The following is a 23,325-nucleotide window of genomic DNA, read 5'->3' as shown; positions in this document are numbered from 1 at the left end:
TGGGGTCAGTTGCTGCCGCTTTTGTTGTCGAGGTCGTAGCCGAAGCTGACGCCAACGCCCTGGAACAGCACCACGTCGGCCAGTTGCCTGGCCAGTTCGCCGGCGCTGGCTAGCTTGGTCTTGGGCACGAACAGCATGTCTTCCGGTTGCAGGTAGGCGATCTGCGACGCGTCGCCGCTCAAGGCCTTCTCCACGTCGTAGTGGCGAGCTTCGACCATATTGCCGTTGCGGCGCATGATGACCACCGAGTCGAGCCTTGCCTTGACGTTCGTGCCCCGGGCCAGGGTCAGCGCCTCGAGAACGGAGATCGGCCGGCGGATAGGGTAGGAACCGGGTTGGGCCACTTCACCGAGGACATAGATCTCGTTACCACCGGTGGACTTGAGCAGCACATCCACGGTCATGTGGCCGGGCAACTGGGCATAGCGCTCGTTGAGGAAGGTCTCCAACTGGGTGACGGTCATGCCTTGCAACGGTACGGCACCGATTTCCGGGAAGCTGGCGTAGCCATCTCGGCCCACGATGATTTCCCGGCTCATGCCGGTGGCAGGGTGGGTCAAGGTGTTACGCAGGTTCGTCTCGCCGGACAGCGGGCTGGTCACCATTACGGTCAATTGGTTGCGATTGGGCTGGAACAGCATCTTCTGGTTGTAGGCCCGCTGCACCGCCAGGCGGGCCTCTTCGGTGGTCAGGCCGGAGACTTTCACCGAGGTGTTGGCGCCCGGCAGTTCGATACTGCCGTCGGGCATCACCTGTTGCGTGCCGTTGAGTTGGCTGGCAGCGGTGAAGTTCAGGGCAACCTGGTCGCCCGGCTGCACGCGGTAAGCCTGGGAAGAGGTGGTGTCGATGTGAAAAATCACATCCAGCACGTCCTGGGGCCGCAGGGTCTGTTCGACCTTGGGCATGTCGGTGGCCTGGGCGTTGGCCGGCGGGGCTGTGAGGATCTGCACCGGCATCGAGCGGGTATCGGTATTGCTGGAGCAACCGGCAAGCGGCAGCAACAGCAGGACAAGTATTCTGGCGTTCATCTCGTCATCCTTTTGCAGGCTTACAGGTTGTTGTAGAGCCACTTGGGCATGTAGTACTTGCGGCGGTTGAACACGCTGCCGACCACTTTCGCGCCCGCTTGGGACAGGCGCTGGCGGGTGGCCTGGGCCACTTCCCAGCGCGTGTCTTCACCGCGCACCACCAGCACCACACCGTCCACCTGGGTGCTGAGCACCAGCGTGTCGCTGGCCGAATACACCGCGTCGGCGTCGATCACCACGAAGCGGTATTGCGCCGCCAGTTGCCTGAACAGCGGGCGCAGTCGCTCGGGGCTCAGGTGTTCGGCATTGCGGCCCAGGCGACCGTGGGGCAGCACATCGAAGGGCAGGCTGGACGTCTGCACCACGCAGTCTTGCAACAAGGGCGGGGCGAGGCTGTTGAACAGCAGGTCGGTAAAACCGCGCTCCTTGTGCAACGACAGTTGCTGGCTGAGGTTGCGCGGTGACTGGCTGGCATCCACCAGCAGTACGCGGCCGTTGCTCATCTGCGCCAGTTGAGCGGCCAGCGCCATGGCGCTGGTGCTGGTTCCGGTGCCGGTGTTGGCGGCCGTCAGAAGCAGGATCCGCAGGGAAGGGTCGAGCACGGTCGAGGTCAGGTTGGTCTCGCTCGGGCTGGCTATGGTCAGGATATTCGTTGAACCGTCCATTTAACTCGCTCCGTGGCCGCTGAAAACTTTGAAGGGGGTAAGCATCAGGATCTTCAAGTCCAGCCACAGGCTTTGTTCAGCGATATAGCTGAGGTCCAATTCCACGCGCTGGTCGAAGTCGATATTGCTGCGCCCGGAGATCTGCCACAGACCGGTCATGCCGGGGTAGATGCTCAGGCGCACAAGGTGATTGTCCTTGTAGCGATAGGCGTTGAACGAGGTCGGCCGCGGGCCCACCAGGCGCATGTCGCCGGTCACTACATTGATCAGGTTCGGCAGTTCGTCGAGGCTGCTGCGGCGCAGGAACCGACCGATAGGCGTGATGCGCGGATCGTTGTCGATCTTGAAGTCGATGGCATCGGCGCCGTGTTTGTTGAGGTGGCGCAGCGACTCCTTGAGGGCCTCGGCATCGGCGACCATGGTGCGGAACTTGTACATGCCGAAGACCCGGCCGCGATAACCGGTGCGCTTCTGCACGAACAGCACGGGGCCGGGGCTGGAGAACTTGACCAGCAGAGCCAGGCCCAGCAGCAGTGGACAGAACACCAGCAGGATCGCCAGGGCGCCGAGGCTGGCCACTACGCGGTTGGTGCGCGAGACCGTCCAGGGCCGGCCGCCGTCGCGACCGGTCAACCAACCACGGCCCTGGCGGTGGATGGCCGCGTCCAGGCGCCTGCGGTGGTCGGGGTCGACACGCTTGTCGCGTCCAGGGGCATTGATCGTAATGATTTGCTCATGTCGGGTCATAGACTCCTCCGCTGAGGTTGGGCCGCAAGCGGCGCGTGGGCAGGCCGTAGGTAATACTCGAGGAACCACTGGATGAAGCGGCCTAGGCCGTCGTCCAGTTCGATACCCGGCTTGAAGCCGGTGGCCCGTGCCAGGTCGCTGGCATCGGCGCAGGTGTTGAGCACATCGCCTGCTTGCAGGGGCAGCAGCTCGACGCGTGCGGTGCGTCCCAGGTGTTTTTCCAGCAGCGCGACATAGGTGCGCAGCGCCACCGGGTGCTGTCCGCCGATGTTGTAGATCCGCCAGGGCGCGCGGCTGGTGGCCGGGCCCGGTTGTTCGTGATCCAGCAAGGGCGTGACCTGGGGCGCATGTTCGATCAGGCGGGCGATGCTTTCGACGATGTCGTCGATGTAGGTGAAGTCGCGTTGGTGTTCGCCGTGATTGAACAGTTGCAGCACACGGTCTTCGATGATGGCGCGGGCAAACTGGATCGGTGACATGTCCGGCCGACCCCAAGGGCCGTACACTGTGAAGAACCGCAGGCCGGTGCAAGGAATACCGAACAGGTGGCTGTAGCTGTGGGCCATGAGCTCGTTGGCTTTTTTGCTGGCCGCGTACAGCGACAGCGGATGATCGACGTTGTCCTGCACCGAATAAGGCGTGCGCGGGTTGGCGCCGTACACGGAACTTGAGGAGGCGTAGATCAGGTGCCTGACCGGATAGCGGCGGCAGCTTTCCAGGATGTTCAGGAATCCGGTGATGTTGCTGTCGACATAGGCCTGCGGGTTTTCCAGGGAGTAGCGCACACCCGCCTGGGCCGCGAGATGAATCACTGCGTCGGGGCGTCGGGCCTGGAACAGCTCGTCGATGGCCGGCGCGTCGGCCAGGTCGATCCGCGCCAGGGGGAATTCGCCGGCCTGATCGTTCACCCAGGTCACGCGGTCGTGCTTGAGCTGCGGGTCGTAGTAGTCGTTGAAATTGTCCAGCCCGCATACTCGATGGCCGTCGCGCAGCAGTCGCAGCACTACGTGGGCGCCGATGAAGCCGGCTGCGCCGGTGACCAGGATGTTCACGCTTGTGGCCCTGACGCCGGGGTGCCCGGCACGGTGTGGCGCAGGCCGATGCCGCGATACAACAGCCCGGCGGCGGCCAGGTGTTCGGGGTTGTACAGGTTGCGACCATCGATGATCACCCGGGCGCGCAACTTGCTGGCCAGCAGGTCGAAGTCCACTACGCGAAAATTCTTCCACTCGGTGCAGATCACCAGTGCATCGGCGTCTTCCAGGGTGTCGTCGCGGGTGGCGCAGAGGTTCAGGTCTTTGCGATAGCCGTAGAGGCGGCGGCATTCGGACATGGCTTCCGGGTCATAGGCCTGGACCCGGGCGCCTTCGCGCCACAGCGCTTCCATCAGGTAGCGGCTGGGGGCTTCGCGCATGTCATCGGTGTTGGGTTTGAACGCCAAGCCCCAGATGGCAATCGACTTGCCCGCCAGGCCATCCTGGAATTGCTTCGCCAGTTTCTCGAAGAGGATGTGCCGTTGGCTGTCGTTGACGTCGGTGACGCTGCGCAGCAAGCGCAGTGGCATGCCGCTTTGTTCGGCAGTGTGCAGCAAGGCCCGCAGGTCCTTGGGAAAGCACGAGCCGCCAAAGCCGCAGCCGGGGTAGATGAAGTGGTAGCCGATGCGCGGGTCCGAACCGATGCCCTTGCGCACCGCCTCGATGTCGGCGCCGAGCCGTTCGGTGAGGTTGGCCAGTTCGTTCATGAAGCTGATGCGGGTGGCGAGCATCGCATTGGCGGCGTACTTGGTCAGTTCGGCGCTGCGGTTGTCCATGAACATCAGTTTTTCGTGGTTGCGGCAAAAGGGCGCGTAGAGCTCGGTCATCTGGTCGCGGGCCAGCGGGTCGGCGGTGCCGACGATGATCCGGTCCGGGCGCATGCAATCGGCCAGGGCGCTGCCTTCCTTGAGAAATTCGGGGTTGGAGACCACGCGCACGGCAAGTTTTTTCAGGCCCCGGCGCTCCAGGACCTGGCGCGCGCATTCGGCCACTTTGTCGGCCGTGCCCACCGGTACCGTGGACTTGATGATCAGGGTGCGGTCACTGTCCATGAAGTCGGCGATTTGCCGGGTGACGCTCAATACATGGCTGAGATCGGCGGAGCCGTCTTCATCGGCGGGGGTGCCGACGGCGATGAAAATCAGCTCGCCATGGTTAACCGCGTCGCTGGCCTGAGAACTGAACGACAAGTGTCCGGACTTGATGTTGTCTTCGAGCAAACTGGACAGCCCCGGTTCGCTGATGGTCGGTACGGCTTGTTGCAGTTGCCGGATCTTGTTCAGGTCGATATCGATGCACAAAACGCGGTGTCCGACGTCGGCCATTGCGGCCGCCTGGATCAGCCCGACATACCCCGTACCAAATACGCTCACGTCCATTTTTGGCGCGCCTCGCAGACCGAATGATGTAACTCGGATGAAACTGTTTAGAGGGGTATAGCGCAGCTTCAGGAAAGCGTGTCAGCAAAATGACAGTTGTCACTGTTGGCAATTCAAGTGGAGTCGGGCCTTTTGATATCAAGTTATTGAGTGTCTTAGAAAAGTGGCTGTTTTATTGGGCTTCACGGGAATTTGACAAAGCGATAAACGGTAGTAATCCATAGGTTTTTACATTTTGTGACGTGTTTTCGTGTCATTTTTGGGGTAACTTTTTTTTGACGCTTGCGACGTTCATCCCTTTCTTGCACTTTGGAAACCCCCTGCTAGTGTGCAGAAAACGAACCCCTTTCCAACGTCGCGATAGAGTCGAAATCGACATGGCCCGATACCTCAAGGAACTGCTGTTGGTGCTGTATCTGGTGCGGGGGTACGACTATTACCTTGATCGTCTGCAGGCGCTGGGTTTTGGTTTCCCTACGCTGTTGTACAGCGCGATGTTCGTGGTGTTGGTGGTGGCGTTGTGGATGAGCGCGTACATCCGCCCGGCCCCGGTGCGGCATCTGTTCGCGCTGGTGATGTTTGCCTCGGCGGTGTTCTTCGAGGTGTACACCCGGGTCACCGACAGCTACCTGACCTACAGCCAGTTCGTGTCGCTGGTGTACTCCGGTGGGTTCATCCAGGAGGCGGCCTATCAGTACCGCGAAGTGATCATCAGGGCGGCGGCCGCTGGTGTGTTGCTGTTGTTGGGGATCGGACTCAAGCCTCGCCGACGGCTACCGTTGCCAGGCTTTCTGCCAGTTGCTGCGCCATTGCTTGGCGTGCTGTTGCTCAGTGCTGTGTTGTTCATGCGGGCGGGCGAGGGCGCGCGCGGGCTGCCGGTGATGTACACGCCGTTGGCCTATTTGAACCTGTTCATCTATGAGGCCCTGCACAACATCGTGGGTCCTCGGGAACCGGTGCGCATTGCGCAGCTAACTTCGGTCATCGAGCATGACATTGTGCTGATCATCGATGAAAGCGTCGCCGGAAACTACCTGGACATCAACGCGCCGTTCGGTGTGTACACCAGCCTGAAAATGCCACCTTCGGGCGTGGAGGTCATCAATTTCGGTTACGCGGCCTCCATCGCCAATTGCAGCGCCGACACGAATATCACCCTGCGTTACGGCGGTACTCGCGCCGACTACATACGTATCAACAGCACCCTGCCGTCGATCTGGCAGTACGCTAAAAAGGCTGGGTTGCGCACCGTCTACATCGATGCCCAACGCACCGGAGGCAACCTGCAGAACCTGATGACCGACCTTGAGAAACAGGACATCGACGAATTCATCCAATTCGACCAGGTCAGCGTGCGCGACCGTGACATGGCGGCGGCAGCGAAGTTGATCGAGTTGCTGGGCGATGACCACGCCGAGCTGGTGCTGATCAATAAGGTGGGCGCGCATTTCCCTGTGCACGACAAATACCCTGACGACTTCATGAACTACCGCCCGGCCTTGCCGCGAGGGCTGTTCCAGGAAGTGTCCGACACCGGCCTGCGTGACGGCTTCAATGGCCAGAAGGACGACTGGGTATTGTACCGCAACGCCTACCAGAACACGTTGCTGTGGAATGTCGGTGAGTTCTTCAAACGAATCTTCCAGCAGGCTGATTTGAGTCGTGCCGTATTGATCTACACCTCCGATCACGGCCAGGACCTGCACGAGCGCGGCAACCCGGGGCTCAACACCCATTGCGACGGCGACCCGGTGGCGGAAGAGGGGCTGGTGCCGCTGGTGGTGATAGAGGGCGCGCAGTCGCACACCCTGGATTGGCAGCAAGCTTGGGCGCAGAACAAAGACCGTTCCAGCCACTACAACATCTTCCCGACGCTGTTGCAGTTGATGGGGTACGAGCCGGCCGGGATTGAAGCAATCTATGGCAAGTCCCTGAGCCAGCCGACCGACGACGCCTTCACCTTCAACTACCGCTTCAATGCACGGTTGGGGGCTGTGCCTGAATGGAAACACATCGACCTGAACCACATCGTCACACCGGGGCCGACGCAAGCGCAGATGGCGGCGGGGCAGTGATCCCTGTGGGAGCTGAGCTTGCTCGCGATAGTGCATCGATATTGGATGTGCCGATGCCCTCGCGGGCAAGCTCCGCTATCCTGAGCCTCATGTTTATCCATCGAGCCTTTCCATGCTTGAAGTGCGCGAAGTCTTCAAAAGCTACGTCACTCCCCAGGGCCCGTTGCCGGTGTTGCAAGGCATCGACCTGACATTGCCGCCCGGCAGCAGTCTGGCGCTGATGGGAGAGTCCGGCAGCGGCAAAAGCACCTTGTTGCATCTGGTCGCCGGGCTGGACAAGGTCGATGGCGGCAGTATCCGCAGTGGCCAATACCGACTCGACGGCATGAGCGAAAGCCAGCTGGCGAACTGGCGGCGTACGGAAATCGGTCTGGTGTTTCAGCAGTTCAACCTCATCAGCAGCCTGTCGGTGGAGGACAATCTGGCGTTCCAGGCGCGTCTGTGCGGGCGCTATGATCCTGTCTGGCAGGCCCATCTGGTGCAGCGGCTCGGGCTTGCAGACTTGCTGCGGCGTTATCCGGAACAGCTTTCCGGCGGGCAGCAGCAACGGGTCGCGCTGGGGCGGGCGTTGGCCTCGCGACCGCCCCTGTTACTGGCCGACGAACCTACCGGCAGCCTCGACGAAACCACCAGCGACGAAGTGCTGCAACTGCTGCTGGAACTGCTGGATGGCAGCTCCACCAGCCTGCTGATGGTGACCCACAGCCCCCGGGTGGCGGCGCGCCTGGCCCATCGGGTGGTGTTGCAGCGCGGTCGCCTGGCTGAAGTGGCCCAGGGTTGATGATCTTTCGGCAGACCCTCAAGGCGTTGCTCAGTCACTGGCGCCAGCACCCGGTGCAGTTTTTCAGCGTATTGACCGGGCTCTGGCTCGCCACCAGTCTGCTAACCGGCGTGCAAGCGCTGAACAGTCAGGCCCGGGACAGCTACGCCCGGGCCAGCCAACTGATTGGCGGCGAACCCCAGGCCAGCCTCAGTGCACCCGGCGGCGGCACGTTTGCTCAGCAATGGTTTGTCGATCTGCGGCGCCAGGGCTGGCCGGTGTCGCCGGTGTTGCAGGCGCGAGTGATGCTCGAGGGCCACGAGGAGCAGCGCCTGCAATTGATGGGGATCGATCCGGTGTCGCTGCCCCCTGGTGCGGCGCTGGTGGGGCAGGCGCGGGAGATGACCGAGGTGGTGGCGTTTTTCAGCGATCCCGGCCGCACCTGGATCGCCCCGCAGACGTTGCAAGCCTTGGGCATGGGCGAGGGTGATCGGCCCCGGACGGTCGATGGGCGATCCCTGCCGCCGCTGCACGCCCAAGTGGACATGGCGCCGGGCGTGCTGTTGATGGACATTGGTTTTGCCCAGCAGGTGCTCGGGTTGCCGGAGCAGCTGTCGCGATTGCTGTTGCCCGCCACGTTCAGTGCGGCGTTGCCGGAGGCATTCAACGGTCGGTTGCAACTCAAGCGCGCCGATGAAGAAAACAATCTGTCGCGTCTGACCGAAAGCTTTCACTTGAACCTCGACGCCCTGGGATTTTTATCCTTTGTGGTGGGGCTGTTCATTGTCCACGCTGCCATTGGCCTGGCCCTGGAACAGCGTCGTGGCTTACTGCGAACCCTGCGGGCCTGTGGCGTCAGTGCGCGGGTGCTGATCACCAGCCTGGTCTTCGAGCTGGGGGCGCTGGCGTTGCTGGGGGGCATCACCGGGGTGCTCAGCGGCTATTGGCTGGCGAGCCTCTTGTTGCCCGATGTCGCGGCAAGTCTGCGGGGCTTGTACGGTGCTGAAGTGCCCGGGCAGTTGAACCTCAGCCCGTGGTGGTGGCTCAGCGGCGTCGGCCTGAGCCTGCTCGGTGCGCTGCTAGCCGGGGCCGACAGTTTGCTGCGGGCCGCGCGTCTGCCCTTGCTGGCGCTGGCCAATCCCCAGGCCTGGCATCAGGCTCATGCGCGCTGGTTGCGACGCCAGGGTTGGGTGGCGACACTGGCCGGGGTGATCGCTGCGTCGGCGTTGATCTGGGGCGATAATCTGGCCAGCGGTTTTGTCTTGATGACGGCCTTGCTATTGGGGGCGGCGCTGGCCTTGCCGGTGTTGCTCAACAGCGCTCTGAACCTGTTGTCGCGTCGCAGCCGCTCGGTACTCGGACAATGGTTTCTCGCCGATTGCCGCCAGCAATTACCGACGTTGAGCCTGGCGTTGATGGCGTTGTTGCTGGCGCTGGCGGCGAACATCGGTGCCGGCAGCATGACCGCCGGTTTCCGCCAGACCTTCAGTAACTGGCTCGAACAACGGCTGACCGCCGAGTTGTACATCAATCCGCAAACCCCGGCCCAGGCGAACGAACTGCACGCCTGGCTCAAGCAGCAACCGGCGATCACTGCCGTCGTTCCCCTCTGGCAAATCTCGGTCCCGTTGCAGGGCTGGCCGACGGATATCCACGGCATCATCGATCATCCCCACTATCGCCAGCACTGGCCGCTGCTGGAATCGGCCGGCGACAAACCGTGGGAGCAACTGGCGGCCGCCGATACCCTCATGCTCAGCGAGCAACTGGCCCGACGCCTCAAGGTGAGCATCGGCGATCAGTTGACCCTGCCGACGCCGCAGGGGCCATGGTTGCTGCGCATCGTCGGGATCTACGCCGACTACGGCAATCCCAAGGGGCATGTGCTGGTCAATGCCGATCACTTGCTGGCGCACTGGCCGAACCTGACACCGAACCGTTTCAACCTGCGTATCGATCCGCCCGCGATCCCGGCGCTACTGACAGCGTTGCAAGGCCGCTTCAGCCTGGATGACAGCCGCATCGTCGATCAAGCCCGGCTCAAGGGTTGGTCGACCCAGGTGTTCGAACGCACCTTCGCCGCCACCGCCGCCCTCAACAGCCTGACCCTGGCGGTGGCCGGGGTGGCGTTGTTCATCAGCCTGCTGACCCAGAGCCAGAGTCGCCTCGGTCAGTTGGCGCCGCTATGGGCGCTGGGCGTGACGCGCCGGCAGTTGATGTTGCTCAATCTCGGCCAGACCTGGTTGCTGGCACTGCTGACCCTGGTCCTGGCGTTGCCGCTGGGCATCGCCCTGGCCTGGTGCCTGGACGCGGTGATCAACGTGCAGGCCTTCGGTTGGCGCCTGCCGCTGCGGGTGTTCCCGTTGCAATTGGTGCAGTTGCTGGCCCTGGCGATGCTCGCCACGCTACTGGCATCGGCCTGGCCGCTGTACGCGTTGTACCGCACGCAGCCGGCGGATTTGTTGAGGACCTTTGCCCATGAGGATTAGTGTCTGCGTGTTGTTGCTGGCGTTGCTCAGCGGTTGTGATGACTCGGCGCCGGCGCAAAAGGGCTTTGCCGGCCTCGGCGACCAGGCTGTCGCGTTCACGCCGGTTGTGCCGGGGCGGCTGTTCAGTTTTCCGGCCGACCATGGCCTTCATGAAGGTTTTCGCATCGAGTGGTGGTACGTCACCGCCAATCTCAAGGATGCCCAGGGCCGTGATTTCGGTGTGCAGTGGACGCTGTTTCGCAGTGCCTTGGATGCCGCGCCCCAGGCCAGCGGCTGGCGCAACCAGACGATCTGGCTCGGTCACGCTGCGGTCACATCCGCCACCGTGCACCATGCCGCCGAGCGTTATGCCCGAGGTGGGGTAGGGCAGGCCGGGGTGCAGGCGGTGCCCTTCAATGCCTGGATCGACGACTGGCAATTCGGCACCCGGGTTGCAGGGGCCGAGCCGTTGGCGGACATGCAGTTGAAGGCTCGCGACCCGCGCTTCAGCTATGCGTTGCGGCTCACATCGAGCCGGCCGCTGGTGTTGCAGGGCGATCAAGGTTTCAGCCAGAAGTCCGAACAGGGGCAAGCGTCGTACTACTACAGCCAGCCGTTCTTCCAGGCCAGCGGTGAATTGGAGATCGACGGCCGGCGTTATGCGGTCAGCGGCCCGGCCTGGCTCGACCGCGAATGGAGCAGCCAGCCCCTGACCGCCAACCAGACCGGTTGGGACTGGTTCTCCTTGCACCTGGACAACGGCGAGCACCTGATGCTCTACCGCATGCGCCACAAGGACGGTGCGCCGTACCTCACGGGCACCTGGATCGACGCCCAGGGCCAAGCGCAAACCCTGCGCGCCGGGGAAATCAGCCTGCAGCCCCTGGACACCGCCAAGGTCGCCGGGCGCTCGATGCCGGTAGGCTGGGCCATCAAGATCCCCGGCAAGCAACTCGACATTACTGTCCACGCGCTGAATCCCAATGCCTGGATGAACTTGCGCATCCCCTACTGGGAAGGACCGGTGCAACTGCATGGCAACCAGGGCGGCACGGGTTACCTGGAAATGACCGGCTACTGAGAATCATTGGAACTCCCCGCGAACGTCGCCCCTCATAACTTATGAATGTCTCGCAGGAGCCCGTCATGAGCGATGACCTCAAACTTGCGTCGCTGGCCGATTGGCAGCGATTGTTCGACGACAAGGCCTACTGGCAGCAGTCCCCCGACGTTCACTTCACCGAACTGATGCGGCTGGCCAATGATCTGTTCGGCCTGGGCGCCATCGACCTGGCGCAGTGGCAGGCCTTGAAGACCAAGGCCGAGCAACTGCACCAACGCTCCCCGGACGCCAACGTCGCTGAAGAAGTCGCCGACCCCGACGCGTGATCCAAGCCTGAAGGATTCAAGGAGTTCGCCATGAAGCACAGCCCCGACCAAACGCCGCAGAACCCCGACGAGCCGGCGTTGCCCGGTGAAGTGGAACGCGATAACGATGCCTTGCGGCCCAATGACCCGGCCAAGCGCAAGCAACAGCACGGCGATCCTGAGGCAGGGGATACCGATGCGCAGAAAACCGGTCGGCGTGGCTGAAGTGAGTCACACGGGGTATTAAAAGATTTTTTTAATGACTGTTTAAACTTGCAACGACGTGTTGCGAATAACGTTTGTACTTATTCATCGTTTTGTATAACTGTTTGTACAGCTAATACATAATGCCCATTCAAACACAAACCCCTGGCGAGGATGCATGCTCCCGTCGGGCTCTATGGCGAGTGGCCGTTGCGCGCGGGATGCCCACCCAGCCGAGTGGGAAGTGCTCTCGTCACGGCGCACTGTAATTGTACAAGCGGCTGGGGGGCTCAGTTGTGAACAGTTGTAACGATGAATAATTATTTAAACAGGCTCACGGACATCTTCTAAAAGTTCGATTATTATTGTGCCCGTTCGCCCAGTGTCAGGCTCTTTACCAGTGCATGGATTGCCGAGGCCATCGCACTGGGCGAACACCATCCTGAATCAACCCCCATCGATTGTTTTCAACTGCACATTAGTCAGCGGAGTTGGCCGATGCATGGACGGCTGCTCCCGATTTAACCGACCACGGGCGAACGCCAGTCATCGGAGCCCGTGGTATTGCTGACTTCGTGAGTCCAAGTGATCTTGCGATACGCGAAATGCACGTCCTCCAGATGGGTGAAGTGTGCATTCGCCGGGTCCTGGCAGTTGAACATGTAGTCCTTGATCTCGACGATGATCGCGTCTTCCAGCGTGGTGGTGAAGTAGTGTTCCTGGGTGCCCGAGGCGGATGTCCGGAACCATTGAATCACGACCTCTTCCATGCGCTCACCACTGGCCAGCGCCGCCAGTAGCAACGGCGTGGCCTTGTCGAATACTTTGGTGATGATGAGGGGTTGATGAACGCGTTGGCCGGTTGGCTGGCCGGATTGAGGATCGCGTGGGACGGTCATCTGATGCTGGAAACCTTGCACCATGATTTTGTCTTCACGACCTTCCTGAAAGATATTGCCAACCGAGTCAGCGGTAAACGCGCCTTCAGTGATCAGACCTTGTTTGATGCCTTTGATGGTCATGTACGCGGGGGTAGCCAATGGATGCTCTCCTTCCTGGATAACTATGGGCCTGGGACGGGAATCGCCCCGAGGTGGCCTGACGATTATCAAGAGCTATGCCATTTTTAAAAAAACTATAAATATCAAATAGTTGAATAGATTATTGGCGATTATTTTCCTCAGCCAAGCAAGAAAGCGCACAAAGGTTTGCCCGGCGCGTTGCAGCTCTTTGTGGCCTGAGCAAACACCGCGAAAGCCAGGCAAAGTGGCCGATGTAGGCGTGCTGCGCAACACGCCTGGTCATGCAGCTTTTTGCCGTTTTATCCTTCGGCCTGTTCCTACAAGCCCAATGTGGCCCTGCACTCATCGATAGAGCGCTGTTGAGTCTGGGCATACAACCCCAGCTCATCAATGGTCGCTCCCCCCAACGCCTCTTCAAAGGCCTGGCGGTTGGACTGCCCGGCGTAATGGCTCTGGGCGGCATCGCCGAGGTTCGACTGGAAGATACCGGCAGCGCTGACTGGCAGGAAATCCTCGTACACCAAAGGTTCGGCGCGCAGGTATTGCTGCGCGAGCAAGTGCTCCAGGGACGCCGCTTGCCCGAGGGTGCCCTTGGCGGCGAGGCCCTTGGGCGTCACGAAATAGCGAAAGTAGGCCAATGCTTGTCGGCGCAGCTCATCGTGGTTGTCAGGGAATTCGACAAAGTGTTCGCTCATCAGCCGGTTGTAGCGTTCGGCGTTGGCTTCGTTGGGAAACTCCCCCAGCGCATCCCGCGCGGCGTTCAGCAATCGGTCGTAGAGCGCGCGGCCCTTGGGCGTGAGCGCGGCGCCCCGTTGTTCGATTTCGCCGAAGCGGGCGCTGTGGCTGCCCTGGGCTTGTGCCTGGTCGGTAAAGGCGACGGGTTCGTCCAGTGCCTTGAAACTGGTCTGGCGCAGCAGGATCGGGCACTGCCGACGGGGTGGACCTTCGATCACGGCCTTGGGGGTAATGCCGTGCACGGGCATCCGAGCCTGGACGATATCGATGTCCAGGGTGCGCGGCGTCAGGTGGTTGATGTGCGGGCCCTTGAACGCCACCACGTCGGCGATCAAACGATGTTGGGCGCTCAATTGCCGGTACTGTTCGGCGGTGACCGTGGCGCTGTGGTGCCAGCGAAAGGTTTCCAGGGCCTGTAGGACGAAGTCCTCGGCCTGGGCCTCGGTCAGGCCACCCTGGCGTTCGGCCAGGTCAATGAGCTCAAGGGCGCTGGGGGTGAAGATCTGCCGTTTGGCCAGCACCGACTCGGCAAAGGCCCGAAGCTCGGCATTCTCGATCAGTTCCAGGCGCAGCAGCGAGGTAAACACCCGGAACGGGCTGACCTGCAACGCGCTTTCGTGCACGGCGCGGAAGGCCGTGGAATGCACCGGCACCCCGGCCGGCGTGAGGTCGTAGTAGCCCACCGGCTGCATGCCCATGACCGCGAACAGACGCCCCAGGGTCGCCAGCTCGGCGGCGGTGCCAACGCGAATCGCGCCGTGGCGTTCCAGGTCCAGGCGTTCGAGTTCGCCGGTGCTGCGCAGGTGTGCGGCCAGGGCCGGGTCTTCGGCCAGCACCTGGGCGTTGGTGTGCTCCACCAGCTTCATCAGGGCGCCATACAGTGGCACCTCGTCGCGGTACATGTCGGACATCGCCCTGGAGAAGCGTTGGCGGATCAGGTCGGGGCTGACGAAGCTCATCGTGAGAATTCCTGGCGAGGGCTGTGGGAAAGTTGGACGAAAGATCGCAGCCTTCGCCGGCCCCGGCAAACGAAGAATCTTCAGGACTTCATTCTGCCAGGGACTGATCCACCAGCTCGATCCAGTGTCGTACGGGCGTGCGACCGGCGCCGTCGAGGTGGTTCTGGCAGCCGACGTTGGCCGTGACAATCAGCTCCGGCTGGCCGCTTTCCAGCGCGTTGAGGCGGTTGTCGCGCAACTGCCGCGCCAGGGCCGGCTGGGTCAGCGAATAGGTGCCGGCCGAGCCGCAACACAAATGGCCGTCGGGCACCTCGGTGAGGTTGAAACCCAACCGCGTCAATAGCGCTTCGATGCTGCCGCCGAGTTTCTGTGCGTGTTGCAAGGTGCAGGGGCAATGCACGGCAATGCGCTGGTTCCTGGCCGCGCAGATCTGTTCCAGCGGTTCCTTGCCGAGTACCTGCACCAGGTCCAGTGCTCGTTCACTCACCTGTCTGGCCTTGGCGGCGTAGGCGGGCTCATGTTCCAGCAGATGCCCGTAGTCCTTGATGAATGCGCCGCAGCCGCTGGCCGTCTGGACGATGGCTTCAGCGCCGTTCTCCAGGTGCGGCCACCAGGCGTCGATGTTACGTCGGGCACGGTCCAGTCCGGTGGCTTGGGCATCGAGGTGATAATCCAGCGCACCGCAGCAGCCGGCCTCTGCACAGGGGATTACGCTGATGCCAAGCCGATCCAGTACCCGCGCCGCCGAGGTGTTGGTGTTGGGCGAGAGACCTGGTTGCACGCACCCTTCGAGCATCAACACCGTACGCCCATGTCGAAGCGATGGGCGCTCGCTGCGGGCAGGGGAAGGGCGGGGCAACTTGGCGCTCAGGTTCGCCGACAACAACGGACGGAAAACCACGCCAAGGCGCAGCAGGGCCTTGAATCGTTCCGGGCTGGCGGCCAGGCTTCGTAGGCCCAGGCGCAGTGCGCGTTGGCCAGCGGGGCGCGGTACGGCCTGATCGACCACTGCCCGGCCGATGTCCAGCAGGTTGTGGTAATCCACGCCGGACGGGCAGGTGGTCTCGCAGTTGCGACACGACAGGCAGCGATCCAGGTGCAGTTGGGTGCTGGCTGTCGCCGGCTGGCCTTCGAGCACTTGCTTGATCAGGTAGATGCGCCCTCGCGGGCCGTCCAGCTCATCGCCGAGCAATTGGTAGGTGGGGCAGGTGGTATTGCAGAAACCGCAATGCACGCAACTGCGCAAGATCCGTTCGGCTTCTTCGGCGCGGGGCAGATTTTTGCTTTCCTCACTGAACCGAGTCTGCATGCTAGATCTCCGGGTACATCCGGCCAGGGTTGAACAGCCCGAGCGGGTCGAGCTGGGCCTTCAACTGCCGGTGATAGCGCAGCAGCGCCGGAGCCAGTGGCTGGAACGGTGTATCGCTGGCACCCTGACGATAGCAGGTGGCATGGCCGCCCACTTCATGGGCCAGGGCTTGCACCGTGTCGTCCTCGGTTTTCAACCAGCGCTGCGCGCCACCCCAATCGATCAGTTGCGCGCCGGGCAGGGCGAGCGGGCCGGTATGGTTGGGCAACGACAGGCGCCACAACGGCGAGCCTTCGTCGAAGAAGGCCAGCCGATGTTCATTCAGTGCCGTCCAGTATCGATCGTCGATCACCTCGCCACCAAAGCGCTGATGAGCGGCGCTGACCGAGCCTTCGCCCCCTTCCAGGCGCAGGTGCAGGCAGTCGCCGTCATGGCTGGCGGCGCTGATGGGCAACGGTTGTCGACCCCATTCGGCGAGTTTCTGCAGCGCTTCGGTGCTGTCCAGTTCCAGGCGGATGCTCAGGCTGTGACGTGGCTTGGGCAGGACCTTCAAGGACACTTCGGTGATCACCCCCAGGCAACCGAAACTGCCGGCCATCAGGCGCGAGAGATCATAGCCGGCGACATTTTTCATCACCTCGCCGCCGAAACGCAGCAACGTGCCGTGACCACTGATCAGGCGCGTGCCGAGGACGAAGTCGCGCACCGAACCGGCCCACGGGCGACGTGGCCCCGATAGTCCGGCAGCGACCATGCCGCCGACCGTGGCGTCGTCGCCGAACGCCGGCGGTTCGCAGGGCAGCCGCTGTCCGGCGGCGTCGAGGGCGGCGAGCAGTTCCCGCAATGGGGTACCGGCACGGGCCGTGACCACCAACTCGGTCGGGTCGTAGTGGACGATGCCACGATGCACGCGGGTATCCAGCACTTCGCCGGCCACTTCGCGCCCCAGGAAGGCCTTGCTGTTCGAACCCTGGATGCGCAGTGGCGTGGTATTGGCCCGTGCGCGATTGATCTGTTCGAGTAGCAGGTCGCTGGCGTCCTGGTCGGCTTCGCGGCTCATCAGAAACGCTCCAGTTCAGGAAATGGCAACTGCCCGCCATGGATGTGCATGGCACCGAACTCGGCGCAGCGGTGCAGGGTGGGAATGTTCTTGCCGGGGTTGAGCAGGCCTTGGGGGTCGAACGCCGCTTTTACCGCGTGGAACAGGTTCAGTTCGTCGCTGTTGAATTGCGTGCACATCTGATTGATTTTTTCCCGGCCAACCCCGTGTTCGCCGGTGATGCTGCCGCCCACCTGGACACACAATTCGAGGATTTTCCCGCCCAGGGTTTCGGCGCGCTCCAGTTCGCCGGGCTGGTTGGCATCGAACAGGATCAGTGGGTGCATGTTGCCGTCGCCGGCGTGAAACACATTGGCGACCCGCAGGCCATGCTCGGCACCGAGGCTGGCGATGCGCTGCAGTACCTCGGGCAAGGCCCGGCGCGGGATGGTGCCGTCCATGCAGTAATAGTCCGGCGCCAGGCGACCGACCGCCGGGAAGGCGTTCTTGCGCCCGGCCCAGAACCGCAACCGCTCGGCCTCGTCCCGCGCCTGGCGCACCTCGGTGGCGCCGGCCTGCTCCAACACCTGGCGGACCCGTTCGCAGTCGTCATGGACGTCGGCCTCGACGCCGTCCAATTCGCACAGCAGGATCGCTTCGGCGTCCACCGGGTAACCGGCATGGATGAAGTCCTCGGCGGCGCGGATCGCCAGGTTGTCCATCATTTCCAGGCCGCCGGGAATAATGCCGGCGGCGATGATGTCGGCCACTGCACGGCCGGCCTTGTCCACCGAATCGAAACTGGCCAGCAGCACCTTGGCGACCTGGGGCCGGGGCAACAGCTTGACCGTCACTTCGGTGATCACCCCGAGCAAGCCTTCGGAGCCGGTGAACAGCGCCAGCAGGTCCAGGCCCGGTGAATCCAGGGCTTCGCTGCCCAGGGTCAGGCGTTCGCCTTCGATGGTGAGGATCTCCAGCTGCAACAGGTTGTGCACCGTCAGACCGTATTTGAGGCAGTGCACGCCTCCGGCGTTTTCCGCGACATTGCCGCCGATGGAACAGGCGATCTGCGACGAAGGATCTGGTGCGTAATACAGCCCGAACGGCGCCGCCGCCTGGGAGATCGCCAGGTTGCGTACACCCGGCTGAAGCCTCGCGGTGCGGGCGTCGGGGTCAATGTGCAGGATCTGGTTGAACCGCGCCATCACCAGCAACACGCCGCTCGCCAGGGGCAAGGCGCCGCCGGATAGACCAGTTCCGGCGCCCCGGGCGACCACCGGGACGTTCTGCCCATGGCAGAGCTTGAGCAGCGCTTGCACCTGCTCGACACGCCTGGGCAGCACCACCAGCATCGGCGTGGTGCGATAGGCTGACAAGCCGTCGCATTCGTAGGGCTTGAGGTCTTCCTCTCGATGCAGGATGTCCAGGTCTGGAATCTGTGCCTGCAAGGCTTGAAGCAGGGCTTGCTTGTCCACCTTCGGCAAGGGACCGTCGAGGTGTTCGTCGTAGAGGATGTTCATGAAAATCGATACCCCTCAGTTGCCACGAATCCCGGTGGGAGCGAGCTTGCTCGCGATGGCGGTGTGTCAGCTTGAATCAGTGTTGGATGTATCGCCGCTATCGCGAGCAAGCTCGCTCCCACATGATTTACATTGCCGTCATTGCCCCAAGCCCTTGAGAAAGTCCCGGTACAGCGCCGCGGTTTTCCCCGGTCGTTCGACCATGGGCATATGGCCGATGCCGTCCCAGATCTCCACCCGCAGGTCGGCGATGCCCTTGCTCCACACCGGCACGCTGCTCACGTCGATCAGCCGGTCCTTGCGGCCCCAGAGCAGCAAGGATGGGGCGCGGATGTCGGCCAGGCGCGGCTCCATCGGCGGGCTGGCGCGAAAGTCGACGAAGATCTCCGCCAGTTCATCGCGGCGCTGTTCGTAACGTTCGGCCAACGCCGCCAGCACCACGCTGGGTACCCAGGGTGGGGAGGCCATGGTCATGGCGTAGAATGGCGCGAAATCATCCCGTGAGTCGACGAGGAACGGGTTATGCCCGGCGGCCAGGTGGCGCTCCATGTCGCTGGCCTGGGGAGCGGTGACGCCGGCCGGATCGATCAGCGCCAAGGTCAGTACGCGCTCGGGCGAAGTGGCCGCCAGCCAGGCGGCGAGGTAACCGCCCATGGAATTGCCGACCACATGGACCTTGTCCAGGCCACAGGCGTCGAGCAACTCGATCACCCGTCGGGCCTGGGTCGGGATGTCATAGCCGCCGCCGGCCTTGAAGCCGGTTTCGCCATGGCCGGCCAGGTCGGGCACCACCACCCGGTAGTCGCCGACAAAATGCCGGGCAAAACGCAGCCACAGATTCTTGTCGGCGCTGTAGCCATGCAGCATCAGGATGCTGCCGGACGCTTCATATGGCCCGCCTTGCCAGGTCGACACGGTCATCTCACTGATGGGGACGGTGATCTTGTGCAACCGGTAGAGCCGTGCCTCCAGCGCCGTGCCCATGTCGTACAGCACATGACCGATGCCTGGATACGTCAACCAGCTCCAGGCGATAAACACGGCAAGGACTACCCACAACACCAGCATGTTTTGCCCTCCATGGGTCAGGACAGAATGTGTTAAGTGAAGCTGAAACCCGGGCATATCGCGATGACAGGGCCGCTTTTGCTTTGATACCAACCATGACAGCCGCCTGATGAGTCATGTATAGCCAAGATCTGTGGCAGGGCGGGGCATTTGAAGAAGAATAAATACCCCTTCATTCACGGATGTCTATTGGGTGCTGCCCTGATAGACGCCAGGCAACCCCGCTGACCTGGGAAGCTCGCGATGCAGAGGTTTCCAGGCAAAGCCACTTGCGGCCACGGGGCTGAGATGGCCACCTGCTGTCTAGAGCCTTGGGTCATTGTCGGGTAGGGTGCCTGTGGCACTCTTTCGATACGGAACAAGGATGAAATCATGACGATGACCGCTCTTCGCACTCGCCTGGCCGTCAGTCTCGGCCTGAGCCTGGCCCTTGGCGCCTTCGCCCCCATGGCCTTTGCGCAGCCCCACCAGCAAGTCCTGGCCGATGCCGAGCAATACAAGGGCGAAGCCCTGAAGCTGTTGGAACGGCTGGTGAATATCGACTCCGGCTCCGGGTATGTACCGGGGCTGAGCCAGGTCGGTGACATTGCCATCGACGAATTGAAGAAGCTGGGCGCCACCATCGAGAAGGTGCCGAATTCGGACGGTACCCAGCACATCCTGGCGACCCTCAAGGGCACCGGCAAGGCGAAGATCCTGCTGATGGCCCACATGGACACGGTGTTCAAGGAAGGCTCGGCCGCCGAGCGTCCGTTCCACATCAAGGACGGTCGCGCCTATGGGCCGGGGGTGATGGACGACAAGGGCGGCATCGTCGCCGGTATCTACGCGTTGAAGATCCTCAAGAACCTCGACTTCAAGAATTACGCGCAGATCACCTTCCTGCTGGATGCCAGCGAAGAAACCGGCTCGGACGTGGCCACCGACCTGATCAAGAAAACCGCCAAGGCCCATGACGTGACCCTCAACCTGGAACCGGGTCGCCCGGCTGATGGCTTGGTGGTTTGGCGCAAGGGCAGTGCCACCGCGCTGGTGGAGGTCAAGGGCAAGGCGTCCCACGCCGGTGTCGCGCCGGAACTGGGGCGTAATGCGGCGATGGAAGCCGCGCACCAGATCCTGCAGCTGGGCAAGCTCGGCGACGCGGAAAAGAAAACCACCATCAACTTCACCGTGCTCCAGGCTGGCGACCGGACCAACGTGATCCCCGACCGGGCCAGCGCCAAGGCTGACGTGCGGGCGGCGGTGCCGGAGGAGTTCGACCGCATCGAAAAAGACCTGGCGCGGGTGTCGCAGGACAAATTGATCGCCGACACCGAAGTCACCACCAGCCTCAAACGCGGCCTGCCACCGATGCCGCAGACGGCGGAGTCGGATCGATTGATGGCCATGGCCCAAGGGATCTATGGCGAACTGGGGCGCAAACTCACCGAAGAAGGCAGCGGCGGCGCGGCGGATGCCAGCTTGTCGGCCGGGGTGGGTACGCCGACGCTGGATGGTTTTGGCATTGTCGGTGGCAACATCCATACGCCGGAGGAATACGCGGAGGTTGAGAGCGTAGTGCCAAGGATTTATCTGTTGTCGCGGATGATCATGGAGTTGGCGGGGCGCTAATAGTCAACCAGGCACAAACCGTCGGGGCAAAGGCAAACCTGTTGTGGGAGCAAGCTTTGCTCCCACAGGCCTCTGGTGTGCTCCAGAGGCGGTGAGTCGGTTAGCGCGGGTCGATGTTATCCAACGCCCGGTTCGCCAGCAATCCGCTCAGTTCGATCAACTGCTGGATGCCCAGGGCAATGTGGCGCCTCGGGCCTTCCAGGTCGAAGGCCAGATTGCTGACCATGGCATTGGCCGAGGCCAGGTTTTCACTGAGATTGGCGAGCAGGGATTCGGTGTCGACGCCGTTGACGACCGTGAAGAGTTGGCTTGGATCAGGCTCGGGTTTGTCGGGTTTGGGTTTGAGGTAGTAGTCGAGGGCGCGGTCAGCGGCTTCGTCGAATTCTTTTGAGTTGTGGGTCGTTGGATCGGAATCCGGCGGGTTGGGTGTTGCTTTGAACATAGTTGAAGCTCCGATGCATTTGAAAAGGAGCCATCACCTGCTCGCTACCAAACGAATTGGGTGGTGGCCATACGAAGGTTGGTAGACCGGGCATCGGAGCCGGCGCCTCCGAAGAGACCCTGCGCATGGCCACCAAAAAGCGAAGTGCATGACTGCACTTGCAGAGGGTGACGCTATGCACCGACAACCCGGGCTACCAAACCCGATCGCTGATTCGTCAGCGACCGGGAAACGATAGAGCCGAGCCTCCAGGCGCACAAGCCGGCGGATTCTGGCGTAGTTGTAGGCAATGGCGCAAGGCGACTTGGCTTGTTCCTACATCGAAGTTAGCGGGATAAACAACAAGCTATTGTGGCGAGGGGACTTATCCCCGCTGGGCTGCGAAGCAGCCCTAAAACCTGACAGTGAGGTATCTCAGATAGATTGCGTAGCGCCTTTGGGGGCTGCTTCGCAGCCCAACGGGGATAAATCCCCTCGCCACAAAAAGCGGGTTCGTCTTTTGATGGCGGCGTTGCTAGTAAACCCAAACTTCCACCCGCCGATTCCTGATCCGCCCTCCATCTTCATTATTGGCCGCCACCGGCATCAGCGCGCCGAAGCCGCGCACTTCGCGCAGGGTCACGCCGTACTTGACCAGTTCACGTCGCACCGCCATGGCCCGCAGTTTGGATAAAAGATCCGCCCGTGCCGGGTCGTCCTTGGCGTCACCGAAACCCACCAGCGTCACGCGCCGCTCGGTCTTGCCGTGCTTCTGGATATAGTCGAGCACCCGGCCCAGATCCTGATGAGCCTTGTTGTCGAGGTTGGCACTGCCTTCTTCGAAGCGAAAATTCACGCTCAGGCGTTGGGCATGACGACTCAGGGCCTGGTAACCCTCGGGCATCAGTGCATTGGGGGTGACGGCCATGGCCTGGACGGTCTGGGCGATGAACCCATTGGCCGCAACGATGGCCTGGCCCTGGTCGCTTTGGGTGAACTCGACCAGCGCCGTGGCCCAGGGGTTGGTTTCCCGAGGGGGCAGGTAGAAGAACAGCCGGCGGGACAAGGGATAGTCTTCGGTGGCGATCAGGTGGTTCAACGGCAACATGGGTTGCGAGTCGCCGTCGACAATCGCCAGCGCCTTGGCCTGGCGTATGTAGGGCAGACCGATGAAACCGATGCCTTGCGGGTCCTGGCTGACCGCGTCGGACAACTGTTCGCTGGATTCGAAGCGCCGCGCTGAAAGATCCAGCCGTTTTCCCTGGCGGCTGAGCACCAGTTCCTTGAAGGTATCGTAGGTGCCGGATTGTTCATCGCGGGCATACAGATGAATCGGCCCGCCAGTGCCGCCCACTGCCTCCCAGGTTTTCGCCTCGCCACTGAATATCCGTGCCAGTTGCAGGGTATCGAGCTGACGTAGCGGGTTCTGCGGATGAAGGATGATCGCCAGGCCGTCGATGGCAATGACCTGCTCGGCGGTAGGACTTTTCAGATCGCCGAGGGACGCGAGTTCCTTCAGCTCGCTGTCCTTGATCGGGCGGGACGAGGCGGCCAGGTCGGCGCTGGCCTGCCTGAGGGCAGCGAACCCGGTGCTGGAGCCGTGGGCGGCAATGTCGATCTCGACCCGTCGGCCATCGGTGGTCTGGCCGACGATTCGTTGTTCGTTGTCCCGGCCGGTGATTTCGCTACTGACCCTGCGCAGCCCCTGATCCTCCATCAAACCCCTGACCAGCGCCGGTCCCAGAGCCGCACCGATGGTATTGGAGCCCTGGAGGCGCAGGGCCGGGCCGGACGCAGGAAGGGGCAGGCCAGGCGCGGGCTCACGCTCGGCGCAGAACGCCAACGGCAGCCACAACGCCATTATCCAGACCACGCACAGCCGCATGCCGCCACCTTCAGATCCCAGGGAAGTG

Annotated in this window: 20 protein-coding genes; 7 read left to right on the top strand and 13 right to left on the bottom strand. The window is 62.4% G+C overall.

What is annotated here, in order from left to right:
* Positions 1-5: 5 nt before the first annotated feature.
* Genes PBDP_RS19745 through PBDP_RS19725 form a run of 5 tightly spaced genes read right to left on the bottom strand, consistent with a single transcriptional unit; the run spans position 6 to position 4,853 of the window.
* Entirely contained in the window at positions 6-1,028 is a 1,023-nt protein-coding gene (locus PBDP_RS19745; RefSeq protein WP_109754648.1) for a polysaccharide biosynthesis/export family protein, read from the bottom strand.
* Between the two features lie 20 nt (positions 1,029-1,048).
* A complete protein-coding gene (locus PBDP_RS19740; protein WP_109754649.1) occupies positions 1,049-1,693 on the bottom strand; it encodes a CpsD/CapB family tyrosine-protein kinase in 645 nt (214 codons plus the stop codon).
* A complete protein-coding gene (locus PBDP_RS19735; protein ID WP_116832957.1) occupies positions 1,694-2,440 on the bottom strand; it encodes a sugar transferase in 747 nt (248 codons plus the stop codon). It lies immediately after the preceding gene.
* Positions 2,437-3,492, bottom strand: a complete 1,056-nt coding sequence (locus PBDP_RS19730) for an NAD-dependent epimerase (protein WP_212801206.1) — start codon at positions 3,490-3,492, stop codon at positions 2,437-2,439. The genes PBDP_RS19735 and PBDP_RS19730 overlap by 4 nt, the downstream gene beginning before the upstream one ends.
* Positions 3,489-4,853: a UDP-glucose dehydrogenase family protein gene (locus PBDP_RS19725; RefSeq protein ID WP_109754652.1), complete on the bottom strand. Its 1,365-nt coding sequence runs from the start codon at positions 4,851-4,853 to the stop codon at positions 3,489-3,491. Before PBDP_RS19725 ends, PBDP_RS19730 begins: the two co-directional genes overlap by 4 nt.
* Before the next feature lie 377 nt (positions 4,854-5,230).
* Here PBDP_RS19725 and PBDP_RS19720 point away from each other — a divergent pair, with 377 nt between their 5' ends.
* The 6 genes from PBDP_RS19720 to PBDP_RS19695 all read left to right on the top strand — a co-directional run bounded on the left by PBDP_RS19720 (position 5,231) and on the right by PBDP_RS19695 (position 11,749).
* Positions 5,231-6,928 carry a sulfatase-like hydrolase/transferase gene (locus PBDP_RS19720; protein ID WP_212801205.1) on the top strand — a complete coding sequence of 566 codons (1,698 nt, stop codon included), beginning with the start codon at positions 5,231-5,233 and terminating at the stop codon, positions 6,926-6,928.
* Between the two features lie 112 nt (positions 6,929-7,040).
* Positions 7,041-7,709 (top strand): ABC transporter ATP-binding protein, encoded by a 669-nt coding sequence (locus PBDP_RS19715; RefSeq protein WP_109754654.1) that lies wholly within the window; start codon positions 7,041-7,043, stop codon positions 7,707-7,709.
* Positions 7,709-10,177: an ABC transporter permease gene (locus tag PBDP_RS19710; RefSeq protein WP_212801204.1), complete on the top strand. Its 2,469-nt coding sequence runs from the start codon at positions 7,709-7,711 to the stop codon at positions 10,175-10,177. Before PBDP_RS19715 ends, PBDP_RS19710 begins: the two co-directional genes overlap by 1 nt.
* The gene (locus PBDP_RS19705; protein WP_212801203.1) at positions 10,167-11,237 is read left to right on the top strand and encodes a lipocalin-like domain-containing protein; all 1,071 of its coding nucleotides are present in this window, start codon (positions 10,167-10,169) and stop codon (positions 11,235-11,237) included. The genes PBDP_RS19710 and PBDP_RS19705 overlap by 11 nt, the downstream gene beginning before the upstream one ends.
* 65 nt (positions 11,238-11,302) lie before the next feature.
* Complete coding sequence (locus PBDP_RS19700) at positions 11,303-11,545, top strand: hypothetical protein (RefSeq protein WP_212801202.1); 243 nt, start codon at positions 11,303-11,305, stop codon at positions 11,543-11,545.
* 30 nt (positions 11,546-11,575) lie between these two features.
* The gene (locus PBDP_RS19695; protein WP_162893849.1) at positions 11,576-11,749 is read left to right on the top strand and encodes a hypothetical protein; all 174 of its coding nucleotides are present in this window, start codon (positions 11,576-11,578) and stop codon (positions 11,747-11,749) included.
* Between the two features lie 500 nt (positions 11,750-12,249).
* On the opposite strand, the gene PBDP_RS19690 is transcribed toward PBDP_RS19695, so the two are convergent.
* The 6 genes from PBDP_RS19690 to PBDP_RS19665 all read right to left on the bottom strand — a co-directional run bounded on the left by PBDP_RS19690 (position 12,250) and on the right by PBDP_RS19665 (position 19,380).
* Positions 12,250-12,768 (bottom strand): Hcp family type VI secretion system effector, encoded by a 519-nt coding sequence (locus tag PBDP_RS19690; protein WP_116832952.1) that lies wholly within the window; start codon positions 12,766-12,768, stop codon positions 12,250-12,252.
* Positions 12,769-13,067: 299 nt separating this feature from the next.
* A complete protein-coding gene (gene hglS / locus PBDP_RS19685; protein ID WP_109754659.1) occupies positions 13,068-14,444 on the bottom strand; it encodes a 2-oxoadipate dioxygenase/decarboxylase HglS in 1,377 nt (458 codons plus the stop codon).
* A gap of 88 nt (positions 14,445-14,532) precedes the next feature.
* Positions 14,533-15,753 (bottom strand): glycolate oxidase subunit GlcF, encoded by a 1,221-nt coding sequence (glcF, locus tag PBDP_RS19680; RefSeq protein WP_212801201.1) that lies wholly within the window; start codon positions 15,751-15,753, stop codon positions 14,533-14,535.
* Between the two features lies 1 nt (position 15,754).
* Positions 15,755-16,813, bottom strand: coding sequence for a glycolate oxidase subunit GlcE (glcE, locus tag PBDP_RS19675; protein ID WP_212801200.1), 1,059 nt, complete (start codon positions 16,811-16,813; stop codon positions 15,755-15,757).
* Positions 16,813-18,312: a glycolate oxidase subunit GlcD gene (gene glcD / locus PBDP_RS19670; protein ID WP_109754662.1), complete on the bottom strand. Its 1,500-nt coding sequence runs from the start codon at positions 18,310-18,312 to the stop codon at positions 16,813-16,815. Before glcD ends, glcE begins: the two co-directional genes overlap by 1 nt.
* A 138-nt stretch (positions 18,313-18,450) precedes the next feature.
* A complete protein-coding gene (locus tag PBDP_RS19665) occupies positions 18,451-19,380 on the bottom strand; it encodes an alpha/beta fold hydrolase (protein ID WP_109754663.1) in 930 nt (309 codons plus the stop codon).
* 372 nt (positions 19,381-19,752) lie between these two features.
* Between PBDP_RS19665 and PBDP_RS19660 the strand changes: the two genes are divergently transcribed.
* Positions 19,753-20,991 carry a M20/M25/M40 family metallo-hydrolase gene (locus PBDP_RS19660; protein ID WP_176689418.1) on the top strand — a complete coding sequence of 413 codons (1,239 nt, stop codon included), beginning with the start codon at positions 19,753-19,755 and terminating at the stop codon, positions 20,989-20,991.
* Positions 20,992-21,091: 100 nt separating this feature from the next.
* Here the strand turns inward: PBDP_RS19660 and PBDP_RS19655 are convergent, their stop codons facing one another.
* Complete coding sequence (locus tag PBDP_RS19655; protein WP_109754665.1) at positions 21,092-21,433, bottom strand: DUF6124 family protein; 342 nt, start codon at positions 21,431-21,433, stop codon at positions 21,092-21,094.
* 514 nt (positions 21,434-21,947) lie between these two features.
* On the bottom strand, positions 21,948-23,273 hold the full coding sequence (locus tag PBDP_RS19650) for a substrate-binding domain-containing protein (protein ID WP_370873825.1): 1,326 nt from the start codon (positions 23,271-23,273) through the stop codon (positions 21,948-21,950).
* Between the last annotated feature and the right edge of the window lie 52 nt (positions 23,274-23,325).

Source organism: Pseudomonas sp. St290, assembly GCF_018325805.1.
GTDB lineage: Bacteria > Pseudomonadota > Gammaproteobacteria > Pseudomonadales > Pseudomonadaceae > Aquipseudomonas > Aquipseudomonas bijieensis.
This window is presented reverse-complemented; position numbering and strand designations above follow the sequence as displayed.

Excerpts from the sequence above, each read along its gene's own strand:
- PBDP_RS19650 (WP_370873825.1), bottom strand. The coding sequence starts at position 23,273 with ATGGCGTTGTGGCTGCCGTTGGCGTTCTGCGCCGAGCGTGAGCCCGCG.
- glcD (WP_109754662.1), bottom strand. The coding sequence starts at position 18,312 with ATGAACATCCTCTACGACGAACACCTCGACGGTCCCTTGCCGAAGGTG.
- glcF (WP_212801201.1), bottom strand. The coding sequence starts at position 15,753 with ATGCAGACTCGGTTCAGTGAGGAAAGCAAAAATCTGCCCCGCGCCGAA.
- PBDP_RS19700 (WP_212801202.1), top strand. The coding sequence starts at position 11,303 with ATGAGCGATGACCTCAAACTTGCGTCGCTGGCCGATTGGCAGCGATTG.
- PBDP_RS19735 (WP_116832957.1), bottom strand. The coding sequence starts at position 2,440 with ATGACCCGACATGAGCAAATCATTACGATCAATGCCCCTGGACGCGAC.
- hglS (WP_109754659.1), bottom strand. The coding sequence starts at position 14,444 with ATGAGCTTCGTCAGCCCCGACCTGATCCGCCAACGCTTCTCCAGGGCG.
- PBDP_RS19710 (WP_212801204.1), top strand. The coding sequence starts at position 7,709 with ATGATCTTTCGGCAGACCCTCAAGGCGTTGCTCAGTCACTGGCGCCAG.
- PBDP_RS19725 (WP_109754652.1), bottom strand. The coding sequence starts at position 4,853 with ATGGACGTGAGCGTATTTGGTACGGGGTATGTCGGGCTGATCCAGGCG.
- PBDP_RS19740 (WP_109754649.1), bottom strand. The coding sequence starts at position 1,693 with ATGGACGGTTCAACGAATATCCTGACCATAGCCAGCCCGAGCGAGACC.
- PBDP_RS19720 (WP_212801205.1), top strand. The coding sequence starts at position 5,231 with ATGGCCCGATACCTCAAGGAACTGCTGTTGGTGCTGTATCTGGTGCGG.
- PBDP_RS19665 (WP_109754663.1), bottom strand. The coding sequence starts at position 19,380 with ATGCTGGTGTTGTGGGTAGTCCTTGCCGTGTTTATCGCCTGGAGCTGG.
- glcE (WP_212801200.1), bottom strand. The coding sequence starts at position 16,813 with ATGAGCCGCGAAGCCGACCAGGACGCCAGCGACCTGCTACTCGAACAG.
- PBDP_RS19655 (WP_109754665.1), bottom strand. The coding sequence starts at position 21,433 with ATGTTCAAAGCAACACCCAACCCGCCGGATTCCGATCCAACGACCCAC.
- PBDP_RS19705 (WP_212801203.1), top strand. The coding sequence starts at position 10,167 with ATGAGGATTAGTGTCTGCGTGTTGTTGCTGGCGTTGCTCAGCGGTTGT.
- PBDP_RS19660 (WP_176689418.1), top strand. The coding sequence starts at position 19,753 with ATGACGATGACCGCTCTTCGCACTCGCCTGGCCGTCAGTCTCGGCCTG.
- PBDP_RS19715 (WP_109754654.1), top strand. The coding sequence starts at position 7,041 with ATGCTTGAAGTGCGCGAAGTCTTCAAAAGCTACGTCACTCCCCAGGGC.
- PBDP_RS19695 (WP_162893849.1), top strand. The coding sequence starts at position 11,576 with ATGAAGCACAGCCCCGACCAAACGCCGCAGAACCCCGACGAGCCGGCG.
- PBDP_RS19745 (WP_109754648.1), bottom strand. The coding sequence starts at position 1,028 with ATGAACGCCAGAATACTTGTCCTGCTGTTGCTGCCGCTTGCCGGTTGC.